12 protein-coding genes are annotated in these 16,203 nt (G+C 72.2%); 9 read left to right on the forward strand and 3 right to left on the reverse strand.

The genetic code is table 11. The features are described 5' to 3' along the window. Nucleotides 1-164 precede the first annotated feature (164 nt). From ACFYNP_RS20870 to ACFYNP_RS20880, 3 genes are all read left to right on the forward strand, one after another. Nucleotides 165-974 carry a DUF4142 domain-containing protein gene (locus ACFYNP_RS20870; RefSeq protein WP_388787092.1) on the forward strand — a complete coding sequence of 270 codons (810 nt, stop codon included), beginning with the start codon at nt 165-167 and terminating at the stop codon, nt 972-974. A 74-nt stretch (nt 975-1,048) separates the two neighbouring features. Beyond that, the gene (locus tag ACFYNP_RS20875; RefSeq protein ID WP_388787095.1) at nt 1,049-1,807 is read left to right on the forward strand and encodes a TIGR04222 domain-containing membrane protein; all 759 of its coding nucleotides are present in this window, start codon (nt 1,049-1,051) and stop codon (nt 1,805-1,807) included. Between the two features lie 106 nt (nt 1,808-1,913). Then, complete coding sequence (locus ACFYNP_RS20880; protein WP_388417666.1) at nt 1,914-3,512, forward strand: alpha/beta hydrolase; 1,599 nt, start codon at nt 1,914-1,916, stop codon at nt 3,510-3,512. 63 nt (nt 3,513-3,575) lie between these two features. On the opposite strand, the gene hemQ is transcribed toward ACFYNP_RS20880, so the two are convergent. Beyond that, a complete protein-coding gene (gene hemQ, locus ACFYNP_RS20885; RefSeq protein WP_388417663.1) occupies nt 3,576-4,292 on the reverse strand; it encodes a hydrogen peroxide-dependent heme synthase in 717 nt (238 codons plus the stop codon). Between the two features lie 4 nt (nt 4,293-4,296). Then, the gene (gene hemG, locus ACFYNP_RS20890) at nt 4,297-5,727 is read right to left on the reverse strand and encodes a protoporphyrinogen oxidase (protein ID WP_388787098.1); all 1,431 of its coding nucleotides are present in this window, start codon (nt 5,725-5,727) and stop codon (nt 4,297-4,299) included. 206 nt (nt 5,728-5,933) lie between these two features. On the opposite strand from hemG, the gene ACFYNP_RS20895 reads away from it, so the two are divergent. Beyond that, nucleotides 5,934-7,310, forward strand: coding sequence for an FAD-dependent oxidoreductase (locus tag ACFYNP_RS20895; RefSeq protein WP_388787101.1), 1,377 nt, complete (start codon nt 5,934-5,936; stop codon nt 7,308-7,310). A gap of 53 nt (nt 7,311-7,363) precedes the next feature. On the opposite strand, the gene hemE is transcribed toward ACFYNP_RS20895, so the two are convergent. Then, the gene (hemE, locus tag ACFYNP_RS20900) at nt 7,364-8,431 is read right to left on the reverse strand and encodes a uroporphyrinogen decarboxylase (protein ID WP_388417654.1); all 1,068 of its coding nucleotides are present in this window, start codon (nt 8,429-8,431) and stop codon (nt 7,364-7,366) included. 377 nt (nt 8,432-8,808) lie between these two features. Here hemE and ACFYNP_RS20905 point away from each other — a divergent pair, with 377 nt between their 5' ends. From ACFYNP_RS20905 to ACFYNP_RS20925, 5 genes are all read left to right on the forward strand, one after another. Beyond that, nucleotides 8,809-9,462: a DUF3000 domain-containing protein gene (locus ACFYNP_RS20905; RefSeq protein WP_388787103.1), complete on the forward strand. Its 654-nt coding sequence runs from the start codon at nt 8,809-8,811 to the stop codon at nt 9,460-9,462. Between the two features lie 261 nt (nt 9,463-9,723). Continuing rightward, a complete protein-coding gene (locus ACFYNP_RS20910) occupies nt 9,724-10,386 on the forward strand; it encodes a response regulator transcription factor (protein ID WP_100576041.1) in 663 nt (220 codons plus the stop codon). 78 nt (nt 10,387-10,464) lie between these two features. Continuing rightward, on the forward strand, nt 10,465-11,748 hold the full coding sequence (locus ACFYNP_RS20915; RefSeq protein WP_388787106.1) for an HRDC domain-containing protein: 1,284 nt from the start codon (nt 10,465-10,467) through the stop codon (nt 11,746-11,748). An 896-nt stretch (nt 11,749-12,644) separates the two neighbouring features. After that, a complete protein-coding gene (locus tag ACFYNP_RS20920; RefSeq protein WP_388417644.1) occupies nt 12,645-13,871 on the forward strand; it encodes a thiolase family protein in 1,227 nt (408 codons plus the stop codon). Beyond that, a complete protein-coding gene (locus tag ACFYNP_RS20925; protein WP_388787108.1) occupies nt 13,868-16,000 on the forward strand; it encodes a 3-hydroxyacyl-CoA dehydrogenase NAD-binding domain-containing protein in 2,133 nt (710 codons plus the stop codon). Before ACFYNP_RS20920 ends, ACFYNP_RS20925 begins: the two co-directional genes overlap by 4 nt. The last annotated feature ends 203 nt before the right edge of the window (nt 16,001-16,203 follow it).

The raw sequence follows: 16,203 nt of genomic DNA on the forward strand, positions 1-16,203 counted from the left end.
AAGCGGATATGACGGCGGGGCAACCTACCCCACCCACAAGGGAGTTGGTGCGGACTCCCGCATCACGTGACGACCCCCACACCACCCGGCCACCCACTTCACCGAACCGCCTCCGAAACCAGCGGCATCCGCACTACCGTGCGGCACCGCACCAGGAGGCATCCATGCGTCGCTTGTTGTCCGGTACCGGACTCGTCGTCATCGCGTTGGCCGCGACTCTGCTCGCGCTGCTCTTCCCCGTCTGGTCGTACGCCGACCGCGCGGGCACCCCGCTCGCCGACTTCAACGCCGGTACGGTACGCACCCGTTGGGGTCCACTGACGGCCGCCGACCGGGACTTCGTCGTCCGGGTGCGGCTGGCCGGGCTCTGGGAGGGCCCGGCCGGGCGGCAAGCCGTCCAGCGGGACCCCAGCGACGCGGTCAGGGCGGCCGGGCAGCACCTCGTCGACGGGCACGCCTTCCTCGACGCCCGGGTGCGCGAGGTCGCGGCCCAGCTCGGCATGGGGCTGCCGGACCAGCCCAACGCCCAACAGCAAGGCTGGCTGCGCCAGTTGACCGCGGATTCCGGCGCCGCCTACGAGCGGGACTTCGCGAACCTGCTGCGCGCCGCCCACGGCAAGGTGTTCGCCCTGGTCGCGCAGATCCGGGCCAACACCCGCAACTCGCTGGTGCGCGGGCTCGCCGACGACGCGAACACGACCGTCCTCGACCACATCAAGATGCTGGAGGCGACCGGGTTCGTCGACTTCGACGCGCTCGCCCGGGACGCCGCCGCGGCGGCGACGGCGAACCCCACCGGTCCCCCACCGCCCACCCCCGGGGCGACACCGCCGAGCGCCGTGCCGCTCCCACCGGAGCCCGCCGACAGCGCCGAACCGCCCACCGGGTCCGAGCCGTCGTTCCCCCTGCCCCCGGCCGCCTCCCGCCCGAGGGACGAGGCGTCTCCCGCACCCGGGGCACTCCACACTCCGTAACGAAGCGATAACCCGGCGTCCAGATTGTGGACAGACTGTGGCGGCGAAGCGTCAACTTCGCATAGAACTCGGCCATGTTCTGGGTCCTGTTCCTTCTGCCCGCGATGGTCGCGGCCGGGTTCTCCTGCGGCCGGCTCTGTCTGGCCGCCGTCGCCGCCGCACGCCCCCGGCCGCGTACGGACGACGGGCGGGGCCTGTCCTGCTACGAGGCGGCGTTCCTGGCGGGCGGCCCCTACCGGGTCGTCGACCTCACCCTCGTCTCCATGCACCGGGCCAGCCGGCTGCTGCTCGCCCACACCGGCTGGGCCACCGTCGTCGACCCCGAGGGCCGCGACGACCTGGAGCGCTCGGTCCTGACGGCGATCGGCCCGGGCGGCCAGGAGCGGATCGAGGCGATACGGTCCGGCACCGCCGCCGCCGAAGCGGTGCGCGCCCTGGCCGACCGGCTCGCCGGCGCGGGCCTCGCGGTCCCCGACGCCGTACGGTCCGGGGTCAGCGCCTCGGTGAAGTCGGTGCGCGGCGCCGCCCTGCTCATCACCGCGCTCGCCTGCGCCGCCCTGTTCATGCCGGGCGAAACGGGCACCGGGCGCCCCGAGATCGCGGCCTGGTTCGCGCTCCCGCTCGTCCTCACGCTGGGCTGTCTGGCCATCGCCCGGGTGGAGATCCACCCGTACACCCGCTGGGCCTCGCCGGACGGGCAGGCACTGCTCGGCGGGCTCGACGCGGCGGGCGACCCGCTCACCGCGGTCGCCGTGCGCGGGCTGCGGGCCGTGGAGGACCCCCAGCTGCGCAGCGCCCTGACGAACGGCCGCTTCGCGCATCGGAGTCAATGACCGCGCCCGGCGCGGCCCCGCTGCTTTACTTTCACTCGTCCGAAGTATCCCCTTCTGGTCTGTATGTACTTCCGTAGTACCGCAGCACGAAAGGGATGTACCGGCGATGAGAGCTGTAGCCCTGTACGGGACCCTGGGTTCCCTCGTCCTTTCCGCCCTCGTCGCCGCCCCCGCGGGCAGCGCCGACCCGCTGACCGCCGAGGCCCGCGGTGTCACGGCCGCCGCCCAGCGCGCCGCCGCCAGGCCGATCGCCTTCGGCCGGTGCCCCGAGGTGGAGGCGCTGCCCCCCTCCGTGCAGTGCGGAACGGTCCAAGTCCCCCTGGACTACAGCCATCCGACGGGCCGTCAGATCTCGCTCACCGTCAGCCGGACCAAGGCCAAGGGCAAGCCCGCCGAGCGGCAGGGCGCCCTCGTCTTCAACCCGGGCGGGCCCGGCGCCTCCAGCATGTACTTCCCGATGGTCGCCGGGCTCTCCGACTGGAAGCGGATCGCCGGGGCGTACGACCTGGTCGGCTACGCCCCGCGCGGGGTGGCCCGCTCGGCGCCGCTGTCCTGCCAGGACCCGGCCGACTTCGCCAAGGCGCCCACCGAGTCGCCCACCTACCCCTCCGAGTCGTACAAGCTGGAGCGGATCGCCCAGGCCCGGGCGTACGCCGAGGGCTGTGCGCGCAACGCCGGGGACGCGCTGCGGTTCTACACCAGCATCAACAACGCCCGTGACCTGGACGTGCTGCGGGCGGCGCTCGGCGAGAAGAAGCTGACCTTCATGGGCGCCTCCTACGGCACCTACTTCGGGGCGGTGTACGCGACGCTGTTCCCCTCGCACATCCGCCGGATGGTCTTCGACTCGGCGGTCGACCCGGACCCGCGGCAGATCTGGTACCGCAACAACCTGGACCAGTCACGGGCGTTCGAGAACCGCTGGGCGGACTTCCGCGCCTGGGTCGCCAAGCACGACGCGGTCTACCACCTGGGCAGCACGGCCGAGGAGGTGCTGGGGAGCTACGAGCGGGTGCGGGCCCGGCTGACCCGCGAACCGGCGGGCGGCACCGTCGGTCCCGCCCAGTTGCAGGCCGCGTTCCTCAAGGCCGGGTACTACGACGACTACTGGTCGAGCCGGGCCACCGCGCTCTCGGAGTACCTCAAGGGCAATGAGCGTCCACTGGTCCAACAGGCGTCGCCCAAGCCGGAGTCGGCGGTCGACGACGAGAACGGGAACGCGGTGTACACGGCCGTCGAGTGCAACGACGCGCCCTGGCCCAGGGACTTCACGACGTGGGACCGCGACAACACCGGGCTCGCGGTGACCGCGCCGTTCGAGACGTGGGACAACGCGTGGATGAACCTGCCGTGTGCCTACTGGCCGGCCCCGCAGCAGAAGCCGGTGGACGTCGGCGCGCGGCCGGGGGCGCTGCCGACGACGCTGATCCTGGCGGCCGAGCGGGACGCGGCGACGCCGTACCCGGGGGCCCTGGAACTCCAGCGGCGGCTGCCGGGCTCCGTACTGATCACGGAGAAGGACGCCGGTACGCACGGCATCGCGGGTGGCTCCAACGCCTGTGTGAACGGCTATGTGGAGGACTACTTGCTGAACGGCCGGACGCCGGTGCGGCGCGCTGTGTGCGCGCCGCACCGGGAGCCGAACCCGGTGTCGCTGGACGAGCGGGCAGCCGGCAGGCCGGGGCGTGTGTTGCCCGCTCTCTGATCTTCCGGGTCAGGGATGACCGGGGTCCGCTCGCGTGGCGCGGGCCCCGGTCACCTGGTCTTGCTAGGCCAGGCCCGCCACGAGGTCGGCCACGCTCTTGCGGCGCCCCGTGTAGAACGGGACCTCTTCGCGGACGTGCATCCGGGCCTCGGAGGCGCGCAGGTGGCGCATGAGGTCGACGATGCGGTGCAGTTCGTCGGCCTCGAAGGCCAGCAGCCACTCGTAGTCGCCGAGCGAGAACGAGGCGACCGTGTTGGCCCGCACGTCGGGGTAGCCGCGGGCCATCTTGCCGTGGTCGGCGAGCATCCGGCGACGGTCCTCGTCGGGCAGCAGGTACCAGTCGTAGCTGCGCACGAACGGGTACACCGACACGTAGTCGCGCGGGTTCTCGTCGGCCAGGAACGCCGGGATGTGCGCCTTGTTGAACTCGGCGGGCCGGTGCAGCGCCATGTTCGACCACACCGGTTCGAGCGCGCGGCCCAGCTTGGTGCGGCGGAACAGGTTGTAGGCGCTCTGGAGCTCGTCGGAGGTCTCCGCGTGCCACCAGATCATGATGTCGGCGTCCGCGCGCAGACCCGACAGGTCGTAGGTGCCGCGGACAGTGATGTCCTTGGCGGCGAGCTGGTCGAACAGCTCCTGGACCTCGTCGGCGTAACCCGACCGGTCCTCCGGGAGTACGTCGCGCAGCTTGAAGACAGACCACAGGGTGTAGCGGATGACCTCGTTGAGGTCCTTCGCCTTCTTCCCCGCGTTGGGAATCTTTTCCGGAGCAGCACTCATGTGGCTATTGTCCCGCGTCACTCCGGGTGTTCCGCGCCAGGGTCGACGTGGCAATGATCTCGTCCGCGGCGCGCCGGGCGCTCGCGACGCACGCGGGGATGCCGACACCGTCGTAGACGGCGCCGCAGACCCGCAGTCCGGGCAGCTTGGCGACCTCCGCGCGGATGCGGGCGACCTTGGCGAGATGGCCCACCGGATACTGCGGAAGGCCGCCGATCCAGCGGTTGACGCGGGTCGCGACGGGCCGCGCCGACAGGCCGATGGCGTCGCCGAGATCGCCGAGCGAGACGTCCACGAGGTCGGCGTCGTCCCAGTCCAGATGGCGCTCCTCGCCGTAGCGCCCGATCGAGGTGCGCAGTACGAAGAGGTCCGAGCCGCGCTCCTTGACCCAACTCCACTTGTACGAGGAGAAGGTGGAGGCCTTGATGGTGCGGCCGTCCACCGGTGGCACCAGGAACCCCGAACGCTCCTCAAGACCGGCCAGATCGGCCCGCCGGAAGGCGAGGGTGACCAGGACCATCGAGGCGTACTCGACCTCGGCGAGCTCGGCGGCGGCGGCCGGCGCCTCGGCGCCGAGCAGCTCGGAAGCGGACCAGGCGGGGTTGGACAGGATCACGCCGTCGGCGGCGATCAGCTCGGCGTCGGTACGGATCCGCCAGCCGTCGGCGGTCCGGGCGAGCCCCAGGACGGGGGCCTCGGTGCGGATCTCGCCGCCCTGGGCGCGTACCGCGTCGGCGACCGCGGCCGGCAGGGTGCCCATGCCGCCGTCCAGGCCGGCGAACACCGGCCCGGTCTGCGCTCTCGCGGCGGCCCTGGCCTGGATGTCCTGGACGCCGTCGAGGAGCGAGCCGTGGGTGCGGGCCGCCTCGTAGAGCTGGGGCACGGCGGCCCGCATCGAGATCTTGTAGGCGTCGCCCGCGTAGACCCCGCCGAGGAGCGGCTCCACCAGCCGGTCGACGACCTCGCGGCCGACCCGCTTGGCGACGAACTCGCCCACGCCGATGTCCTCGCCGACCTCGCTCGGGGCGAGCTCACGGTCCTGGGCGACCCGGGCCAGGCCCTCGGCGGAGAGGACGCCGTGGAGGGTGCCGGGCTCGGCGGGAACGCCCATCACATGGCCCGTGGGCATCGGCCGCAGCGCGCCGCGGGTCCAGATGGCCGCGCCCCCCGCGGCGGGTGCCTGGATCCGGTCGCCGAGGCCGACCGCGCGGGCGAGGTCCACGCCCTCGGGGCGGCGGGCCAGCATCGACTCGGCGCCGAGATCGACGGGCGCGCCCTCAATCTCCCCGGCGAGCAGCTTGCCGCCGAGCACCGCGCTGCCTTCGAGGACGGTCACCCGGGCACCGGACGCGAGCAGCCGGTGGGCGGCGGCGAGGCCGGAGATACCGCCTCCGACGACGACGATGTGCGGGGCGCGGGCGGGGGCGTTGTCCATGCCTCCACTGTCTCAGACCCCCGCCGACCACCGGAAACGAGCCCCGCGGCGCACGGCGGGGGACCTCAACCCGGGCTTCCGGCAGGCGAGTTGAGGCCCGCCCTCGGCCAACACCCGGGCCGCTCCGCCGCGGGCGGGGAATACCGCGCGTCCCCCGTACGTATCGTCACCAGGAGCAGCGACCCTCACGAGCGGAGGCAACACCCATGGCGGCGGAGCGACTGGTGGTCATCGGCGGTGACGCGGCGGGCATGTCCGCGGCCTCCCAGGCCCGCAGGCTGAAGGGCCCCGAGGAACTGGAGATCGTCGCCTTCGAGCGGTCGGACTTCACGTCGTACTCCGCCTGCGGCATCCCGTACTGGGTGGGCGGCGACGTACCGACCCACGACGACCTGATCGCCCGCACCCCCGAGGAGCACCGCGAGCGCGGCATCGATCTGCGGATGCGTACGGAGGTCACGGAGCTCGACGTGACGGGCCGCCGGGTGCGCTCGCGCGATCTGGTGTCGGGAGCCGAGGAGTGGACCTCCTACGACAAGCTCGTCATCGCGACCGGGGCGCGTCCGGTGCGGCCCGCGCTGCCGGGGATCGAATCGCCCGGGGTGCACGGGGTGCACACCATCGACGACGGACGGGCCCTGCTGGAGAGCCTGGCGGCGGCACGGGAGCGGCGCGCGGTGGTGGTGGGCGGCGGATACATCGGCATCGAGATGGCCGAGGCGCTGCTCGGCCGGGGCTTCGAGGTGACGCTCCTGACCCGCGGCGCCGAGCCCATGCACTCGCTCGACCCGGACCTGGGACACCGGCTGACCGAGGCGATGGAGCGCTCCGGGATCCGAGTGGTCACGGGCGCCGAGGTGACCGAGGTGCTGACCGGGGATTCCGGCCGGGTGCGGGCGGTCGCGACGGGGTCCACGGAGTACGCGGCGGACGTGGTGGTGCTCGGTCTCGGCGTCACCCCGGGTACGGATCTGGCCCGTGCGGCCGGGCTGCCGCTCGGGGAGTCCGGCGGACTGCTCACGGACACCTCGATGCGGGTGCGGGGGCACGCGGACATCTGGGCGGGCGGCGACTGTGTGGAGGTGCTCGACCTGGTCTCGGGCCGGCACCGCTTCATCGCGCTCGGCACGCACGCCAACAAGCACGGCCAGATCATCGGCTCCAACGTGGCCGGCGACTACGCCACGTTCCCGGGTGTCGTCGGCACCGCCGTGACCAAGGTCTGCGCTACGGAGGTGGCGCGCACCGGCCTCACCCAGCGGCAGGCCGACGAGGAGGGGCTGCGGTACGTCACGGCGACCATCGAGTCGACCACCACCGCCGGCTACTACCCGGGCGCGGCCCCGATGACCGTGAAGATGCTGGCCGAACGGCGCACGGGACGGCTGCTCGGCGTGCAGATCGTGGGCGGCACGGGCGCGGCCAAGCGGATCGACATCGCGGCGGTCGCCCTGACCGCCCGTATGACGGTGGATCAGATGACCGCCCTCGACCTCGGCTACGCCCCGCCGTTCTCCTCGGTGTGGGACCCGGTCCTGGTGGCGGCGCGCAAGGCGGTGTCGAAGGTGCGCGCCGCCGGATAGCCGGAGCGTGCGCGCCGCCGGGCAGCCGGAGCGAGCGCGCCGCCGGGCCGTCGCTACTTGGCGGTCTGCTCGTGGACGTACGCGACGAGGCGGGTCAGCGAGTCCGGGTCCATCGAGGGCAGCACGCCGTGGCCGAGGTTGAAGATGTGGCCCTCCAGGCCCGCGGCCGCGTCGAGCACCTCGCGGGTCTTCTCCTCGACGGCCGCGGTCGGCGCGAACAGGACCGCCGGGTCGAGGTTGCCCTGGAGCGCCTTGCCGGGGCCGACCCGGCGGGCCGCCTCGTCCAGCGGGACGCGCCAGTCGACGCCGACGACGTCCGCGCCGGCCTCGCCCATGAGGCCGAGCAGCTCGCCGGTGCCGACGCCGAAGTGGATGCGGGGCACGTCGTAGGGGGCGACCGCGTCGAAGACCTTCGCCGAGGCGGGCAGGATCGAGCGGCGGTAGTCGGCGGGGGCGAGCGCGCCGACCCAGGAGTCGAAGAGCTGCACCGCGGAGGCGCCCGCCTCGATCTGCACCTTGAGGAAGGCTGCGGTGATCTCGGCGAGGCGGTCGAGCAGGTCGGCCCACAGCTCGGGGTCGCCGTACATCATGGCCTTGGTGTTCTCGTGGTTGCGGGACGGGCCGCCCTCCACGAGGTAGCTCGCGAGCGTGAAGGGGGCGCCGGCGAATCCGATGAGCGGCGTGGAGCCGAGCTCGCCGGTCAGCATGCCGATGGCCTCGGTGACGTAGTGGACGTCCTCGGGGGTCAGGTCGCGCAGCCGGGCGAGGTCGGCCCGGGTGCGGATCGGCTCGGCGACGACGGGGCCGACGCCGGGCTTGATGTCCAGGTCGATGCCGATGGCCTTGAGCGGGACGACGATGTCGCTGAAGTAGATGGCCGCGTCGACCTTGTGCCGGCGCACCGGCTGGAGCGTGATCTCGGTGACCAGCTCGGGCCGCATGCACGACTCCAGCATGGGGATGCCCTCGCGCACCTTCAGGTACTCCGGCAGCGAGCGCCCCGCCTGGCGCATGAACCAGACCGGCGTGTGCGGGACGGCTTCCCGCCTGCACGCCTTGAGGAACGCGGAGTCGTGCGTCTTGCTGTTCGGCTGGCCCAGAGGGCGGTCGTTGGCGCTCACGACCAGAATCTTCGCATGTGCCCGCAAGCCGCTGTCCCGGGCCGGGTGTCCCCACCGGCACCGGGCGCACGTTCCGCCTCGGGTCTGTCCGGCGGACCTGGTCGCCGTCGAGATGCCTCGGCCCTGCGGTGCCGGTGAGCTCGGCCTTGCGGTGCTGGTGAGCGGGGGCCCGGTGCGTCCAGCCGCACGGCGGAGGAGGGCGACGACGCGATGGGCGTCCCCTGTTCGAGCGGAGCCGAGCACTTGGGCCTCGGCAGCCGACAGCAACGCCGCAGAAGCAGGGATCTCCCCTGCTCCAACGAAGTTGAGCGCCTGGGGAAGTGCCGGGCCCGCGCGTCCCGGACAAGATCCGCCGGACAGGCCCTAGTCTTCCCCGCATGGCTGCCGCTCAGGGACGAACTTCGGATGGCGCTGACGGCAGGGAAGCCGCGGACGGGACGACCGTTCCGATCCCCTTCCGTCGGGCCGTCGACGCACTGCGCACGGCGCGACTGCGCCCCGAGATCGAGGTGGACGAGACACGTCCGCCCCAGCGTCTGGCGCCGCACGCCTACGCCGTGGAGGCGGCGGTCGTCGAGGGCGAGGACGATCTGGCCGACGGGCGGCTCGTCCTGCTTCACGACCCGGCCGGACATGACGCCTGGCAGGGCACCTTCCGTCTGGTCACCCTCGTACGGGCCGAACTGGAACCGGAGATGGCGGCCGACCCGCTGCTCCCCGAGGTGTGCTGGTCGTGGCTGACCGGCGCCCTGGAGGCGCGCGGGCTGTCCTACGGGGAGGCCAGCGGCACGGTCACCCGGGCCGGATCGCACTACTTCGGCGGCCTTTCGGAGCGGCTTCCGGCCACCCAGATCGAGATCCGGGCCTCCTGGACCCCGCGCGAGGGGCACGGCGGGGTGCCGGACACGGCGGGTCATCTCGCCGCCTGGTGCGATCTGCTGTGCCAGATCGCCGGCCTGCCGCCGGCCACGGGCTCGACCGAGGGGGGCAGCGGGGTGGTGACCCTGCCCCAGCGGCGCGATCCCCGCTGACCTGGCGTTTCCTGTCGCCCCGCGCCCCGCTTCGGCGGGGCGCGGGGCGTTTTCGTCGCGCTCCCGAGGCGGCCGTGCGCCCCGCCGATTACTCGACGATCGAGCGCCTGTCCGAATTGCCCTAAATGTTTCTCACCAAATCGTGATCATTCTCTAAAGGCCGAGGGGTTTGGTGCCGAAGAGGTTTGTGACCCTAACTGCACGGTTCGCCCCGGCTTCATCCCCGAGCCGGCTTCGTCCCGCACCTTTCCAGGAGGCCTGGTGTCCGTTCTTCTTGAGCAGCCCGCAAGCCTGGTCGCCTACCGCCCGAACAAGCCGACGGCCATGGTCGTCGTTGCCGACCCCCGAGTCCGCTCCACCGTCACCCGGCACCTGTGGGCGCTCGGAGTACGTGACGTCATCGAGGCGTCGTCCATCGCGGAGGCCCGTCCCCGCGTCGGCAACCCGCGCGACATCTGCGTTGCCGACGTCCACCTGCCCGACGGTTCCGGGCTGACCCTGCTGTCCGAGACCCGAGCCGCCGGCTGGCCCAACGGCCTGGCCCTGTCCGCGGCCGACGACATCGGCGCCGTGCGCAACGCCCTCGCGGGCGGTGTGAAGGGCTACGTCGTCACCGGTACCCGTACCAACATCGGGCACCCCGGCCGCCCCGGCGCCGCCCCCATCGGCTCCGCCGCCGCCCGTATGCACCGCCGCCCCCCGGGTGCCCCGAGCCACCCGGGCGGCTACCGCGAGCTCTCCGGCCGTGAGGTCGAGGTGCTCCGGCTCGTGGCGGAGGGCCAGTCCAACAAGGCCATCGGCGTCTCGATGGGCCTGTCCGCCCTGACCGTCAAGTCCCACCTCGCCCGGATCGCACGCAAGCTCGGCACGGGTGACCGCGCCGGGATGGTGGCCGTCGCGCTGCGGACCGGAATCATCCACTGACCGGTTTACGACCCTCACGCGCCCGTCGACGGAACGTTCCGTCGACGGGCGCGGTGCATACACAGATACCCTTGACAGGTGACCGACGCCCATAAGACCGCAGCAGAGACAGCACTGCGAACCACCGGGGGCGCTCCCCCGGACGACGTCGAGAAGGCGCCGATTCCCTTGCTGGAGCCCCGAGAGGGCATTCCGCCCGTCGTTGCCACCGACGAGGCCCTGGCCGAGGTGGTCGCGGCCTTCGCGGCCGGCACCGGCCCCGTCGCCGTCGACGCCGAGCGCGCGTCCGGCTACCGCTACGGGCAGCGCGCCTATCTGGTGCAGATGCGCCGGGAAGGCGCGGGCACCGCGCTCATCGACCCCGTTGGCTGTCCGGATCTCTCCGCTCTGGGAGAGGCACTTTCGGACACCGAGTGGATCTTGCACGCCGCTACGCAGGACCTGCCGTGCCTGCGCGAAATAGGCATGGTTCCCTCCCGGATCTTCGACACCGAGCTGGCCGGCCGGCTCGCGGGCTTCCCGCGGGTGGGACTGGGCGCGATGGTCGAGAGCGTGCTGGGGTACGCCCTGGAGAAGGGCCACTCGGCCGTCGACTGGTCGACCCGGCCGCTCCCCGAGCCCTGGCTGCGGTACGCGGCCCTGGACGTGGAGCTCCTCGTCGATCTGCGCGACGCGCTGGAGAAGGAGCTGGACCGGCAGGGCAAGCTGGAGTGGGCGCACGAGGAGTTCGACGCGATCGCCTCCGCCCCGCCGGCGCCGCCGCGCAAGGACCCCTGGCGCCGCACCTCCGGCATGCACAAGGTGCGCAGGCGCCGCCAGATGGCGGCCGTGCGCGAGCTGTGGACCGCGCGGGACAAGGTGGCGCAGCGGCGTGACGTCTCGCCGGGCAAGGTGCTCAGCGACTCCGCGATCATCGAGGCCTCGCTGGCCCTGCCCGCCCATGTGAACGCGCTCACCGCGCTGCCCGGATTCGGGCACCGGATGGGGCGGCGTCAGCTGGAGCAGTGGCAGGCCGCCGTCGACCGCGCGAAGGCCCTGGCGGAGGCGGAGCTGCCGCAGCCCGGACAGGCCTTGCAGGGGCCTCCCCCGCCGCGCGCCTGGGCGGACAAGGACCCGGCCGCCGCGGCCCGGCTCTCGGCGGCGCGGGCTTCCGTCTCCGAGCTTGCCGAGCGGCTGAACATGCCGCAGGAGAACCTGATCACTCCGGACACCGTGCGGCGGGTGTGCTGGGAGCCGCCGGGGGACCGCTCCTCGGCCGCGGTGGCCGCCACGCTGGCCGCCCATGGCGCCCGGCCCTGGCAGATCGCCCAGGTCACGCCGCTGCTGACCGCGGCGCTCGCGGCGACCCCCGCGAAGCCCTGACCGACGGCGAAGCCCTGGCCGGCCGCGGGGCTCTGACCGGCCACGAGGCCCTGACCGGCCGACGAATTCCGGCCAGATTCCGGGTGCGGCCGCGCGGATGACCCTGGGGCTCCGGTCCTGGGGCTCCGCCCCAGACCCCGGGTGCGCCCCTCCCCACCCCTTCCCGCAACCCTCCGGGGGTGTGAGGAGGGTGCCGGGTATGGAGGGATGCCGGGCTTGGAAAGGGTGCCGGGGTACGGAGCGGTGCCGGGTACGGCTGCGGGCCGTGCGTGGCCGTTCGCGCAGTTCCCCGCGCCCCCAACCCCAGTCCCGGCTGCGGACCGTGCCCGCTTCTCGCGCAGTTCCCCGCGCCCCTGAACCCCTACCCCGGCTGCGGGCCGTGCGTGGCCGTTCGCGCGGTTCCCCGCGCCCCCAACCCCAGTCCCGGCTGCGGACCGTGCCCGCTTCTCGCGCAGTTCCCCGCACCCCTTGAACCCCTACCCCGGCTGCGAGCCGTGCGTGGCCGTTCGCGCAGTTCCCCGCGCCCCCAACCCCCGTCCCGGCTGCGGACCGTGCCCGCTTCTCGCGCAGTTCCCCGCGCCCCTTGAGCCCCTACCCCGGCTGCGGGCCGTGCGTGGCCGTTCGCGCAGTTCCCCGCGGCCCTCGGCGGTGCCGGTGCTGGCCCATATCGGGGCATTTAGGTGCATCTTGGGGTCCCCCTGCTCCTTGCGAGTTTTGGGGCGGGTGGGCAAATCCGCCGGGGTCCGGGGCGGAGCCCCCGTAGGTGTGACGTTCGCCGCTCCCGGCCCCGGGGGTGGGCATGCTGGTTACTCGTAAGTAGCATGGGTGGAGTGAGCGCGCGCTCAGTCGCGTGCGCAGCAGTGCAGTGCCACCCCGCACCCTGGAGGAGAGCCATCGTGCCTCGTACCGTCAGGGACGTCGTCTTCGTCGACGGCGTCCGCACCCCGTTCGGCAAGGCGGGCCCGAAGGGCATCTACCACGAGACCCGGGCCGACGATCTGGTCGTCAAGGCGATCCGCGAGCTGCTGCGCCGCAACCCGGCCCTCGACCCCGCGAAGATCGACGAGGTCGCCATCGCGGCGACCACCCAGATCGGCGACCAGGGCCTGACCCTGGGCCGTACGGCAGGCATCCTCGCGGGCCTCCCGCAGTCCGTGCCCGGCTACTCCATCGACCGCATGTGCGCGGGCGCCCTGACCGCCGTGACCTCGGTCGCCGGCTCGATCGCGTTCGGCGCGTACGACGCCGTGATCGCCGGTGGCGTCGAGCACATGGGCCGCCACCCGATGGGCGAGGGCGTCGACCCCAACCCGCGGTTCGTCAGCGAGAAGCTGGTCGACGAGTCCGCCCTCTTCATGGGCATGACCGCCGAGAACCTGCACGACCGCTACCCCACGATCACCAAGCTCCGCGCCGACGAGTACGCGGTGCGCTCGCAGGAGAAGGCCGCCAAGGCGTACGCCGACGGCAAGATCCAGCAGGACCTGGTCCCGATCTCGGTGCGCAACACCAACGCCGAGGTCGGCGAGACCGGTTGGGGCCTCGTCACCGCCGACGAGCCGATGCGCCCGGGCACCACCCTGGAGAGCCTCGCGGGCCTCAAGACGCCCTTCCGCGTGCACGGCAACGTCACCGCGGGCAACGCGGCCGGTCTCAACGACGGCGCCACCGCGTCGATCATCGCGTCCGAGGAGTTCGCGCGGGAGAACAACCTCCCCGTCAAGATGCGCCTCGTCTCCTACGCCTTCGCCGGTGTCGAGCCCGAGGTCATGGGCTACGGCCCGATCCCGGCCACCGAGAAGGCGCTGGCCAAGGCGGGTCTGTCCATCGGTGACATCGACCTCTTCGAGATCAACGAGGCGTTCGCCGTCCAGGTCCTCGCGTTCCTGGAGCACTACGGCATCGCCGACGACGACGCGCGCGTCAACCAGTACGGCGGCGCCATCGCCTACGGCCACCCGCTCGCCTCGTCCGGCGTACGCCTGATGACGCAGCTGGCCCGGCAGTTCGAGGAGCAGCCGGAGGTCCGCTACGGCCTCACCACCATGTGCGTCGGCTTCGGCATGGGCGCCACGGTCATCTGGGAGAACCCGCACCACAAGGACGCCGGAGGCAGCAAGTGAGCACCACCACCGCTGAGCTTCTCAAGGGCGCGGCCGAGCTGTTCCCGGACGAGGTCGTGACGTCCGCGCACGTACGCCACCTCGAACTGCCCTACGGCGCCGGGCGCTTCGCGCTCATCACGCTCGACAACGGCTTCGACCACACCAAGCCGACCACCTTCGGCCCGGGCTCGCTCGCGAACCTGAACGCCGCCATCGACCAGGTGGAGAAGGAGGCGGCCGAGGGCTCCATCGTCGGCGCCGGCGTCACGGGCAAGCCGTTCATCTTCGCGGTCGGCGCCGACCTCAAGGGCGTCGAGATCCTGAAGCGCCACGAGGACGCGCTCGCCATCGGCAAGAGCGGCCACGAGGTCTTCAAGCGCCTCTCCGCGCTGGCCGTGCCGACGTTCGCGTACTACAACGGCGCCGCCATGGGCGGCGGTGTCGAGGTCGGTCTGCACTGCACCTACCGCACCGTCTCCAAGGCGCTGCCCGCGTTCTCGCTGCCCGAGGTCTTCCTCGGTCTGGTCCCGGGCTGGGGCGGCTGCACGCTGCTCCCCAACCTGATCGGCGCCGAGAAGGCCGTCTCGGTCATCATCGAGAACTCGCTGAACCAGAACCGCCAGCTCAAGGGCAAGCAGGTCTTCGAACTCGGCATCGCCGACGCCCTGTTCGAGGGTGCCGACTTCCTGGAGCAGTCCCTCATCTGGACCGCGAACGTCCTGAAGGGCGACGTCACCGTCGAGCGCCCCGAGGTCGACCGGGGCGAGGCCTGGGACCAGTCCGTCGCCAAGGGCCGCTTCATCGCCGACTCCAAGGTGCACGGCGCGGCCCCGGCCGCCTACCGCGCCCTCGACATCATCGCGGCGTCCAAGGACGGCGACCTCCAGGCCGGCTTCGACGCCGAGGACGGCGCGCTCGCCGACCTGATCATGGGTGGCGAACTGCGGTCCGGCATCTACGCGTTCAACCTGGTCCAGAAGCGCGCCAAGCGCCCGGCCGGCGCGCCGGACAAGAACCTGGCGCGCCCGGTGACGAAGGTGGGTGTCGTCGGCGCCGGCCTCATGGCCTCGCAGCTGGCGCTCCTCTTCCTGCGCCGCCTCGAAGTGCCGGTCGTCCTGACCGACATCGACCAGGAGCGCGTCGACAAGGGCGTCGGCTACGTCCACGCCGAGATCGACAAGCTGCTCGCCAAGTCGCGGATCAACCAGGACAAGGCCAACCGCCTCAAGGGCCTGGTCTCCGGTGTCCTCGACAAGGCCGAGGGCTTCTCGGACGCCGACTTCATCATCGAGGCCGTCTTCGAGGAGATCGGCGTCAAGCAGCAGGTGTTCGCGGAGGTCGAGGCGGTCGCCCCGGCGCACGCGATCCTCGCCACCAACACCTCCTCGCTGTCGGTCACCGAGATGGCGTCGAAGCTGAAGCACCCCGAGCGGGTCGTCGGCTTCCACTTCTTCAACCCGGTCGCGATCCTGCCGCTCCTGGAGATCGTCCGCGGCGAGCGGACCGACGACGTCTCGCTGGCCACGGCCTTCGGGGTGGCGCGCAAGCTGAAGAAGACCGCGGTCCTGGTGAAGGACGCCCCGGCGTTCGTCGTCAACCGCATCCTGACCCGCTTCATGGGCGAGATCCAGAACGTCATCGACGAGGGCACCCCGGTCGCCGTCGCCGAGAAGGCGGTCGAGCCGCTCGGCCTGCCGATGTCGCCGCTGGTCCTCCTGGAGCTGGTCGGCCCGGCCATCGGTCTGCACGTGTCCGAGACCCTCCACCGCGCCTTCCCGGACCGCTTCACGGTCTCCGAGAACCTGGCCGCGGTCGTCAAGGCCGGCAAGCGCGGCTTCTACGTGTACGACTCCGGCAAGCCGGAGCTGGACCCGGAGGTCGCCGCCCTCCTCCAGCAGGGTGACGTCGCCCTGACCGAGGAGCAGACCCGGGACCGCGTCCTGGACGCGGTGGCACAGGAGATCGGTCTGATGCTGGACGAGGGCGTCGTCGCCGAGGCCCAGGACATCGACCTCTGCCTGATCACGGGCGCCGGCTGGCCCTTCCACCTGGGCGGCATCACGCCGTACCTGGACCGCGAAGGCGTCTCGGAGCGCGTGAACGGGAAGAAGTTCCTGGCACAGGGCGTCGCGAGCGTCCCCGCGTAACGCCGCTCGCCCGTACGACAGCGGCCCCGCACTTCGGTGCGGGGCCGTTCTCGTGGCCATGTACCGTGCCGGACACCTCAGTTGACGGATCGTCATACATGCGGCTGGCGGTTGGGCTGTCCCTGCCGGTCATCGCGCGGTCAAGAGGTCCGCGGACGCACGCGCGAAGGCCCGGGACCGTTGGTGTGGTCCCGGGCCTTCGT

It is taken from the genome of Streptomyces sp. NPDC006691, assembly GCF_042869955.1.
Lineage (GTDB): Bacteria > Actinomycetota > Actinomycetes > Streptomycetales > Streptomycetaceae > Streptomyces.

Coding starts and splice junctions, on each gene's coding strand:
- ACFYNP_RS20870 (WP_388787092.1), top strand. CDS start 165: ATGCGTCGCTTGTTGTCCGGTACCGGACTCGTCGTCATCGCGTTGGCC.
- ACFYNP_RS20875 (WP_388787095.1), top strand. CDS start 1,049: ATGTTCTGGGTCCTGTTCCTTCTGCCCGCGATGGTCGCGGCCGGGTTC.
- ACFYNP_RS20880 (WP_388417666.1), top strand. CDS start 1,914: ATGAGAGCTGTAGCCCTGTACGGGACCCTGGGTTCCCTCGTCCTTTCC.
- hemQ (WP_388417663.1), bottom strand. CDS start 4,292: ATGAGTGCTGCTCCGGAAAAGATTCCCAACGCGGGGAAGAAGGCGAAG.
- hemG (WP_388787098.1), bottom strand. CDS start 5,727: ATGGACAACGCCCCCGCCCGCGCCCCGCACATCGTCGTCGTCGGAGGC.
- ACFYNP_RS20895 (WP_388787101.1), top strand. CDS start 5,934: ATGGCGGCGGAGCGACTGGTGGTCATCGGCGGTGACGCGGCGGGCATG.
- ACFYNP_RS20905 (WP_388787103.1), top strand. CDS start 8,809: ATGGCTGCCGCTCAGGGACGAACTTCGGATGGCGCTGACGGCAGGGAA.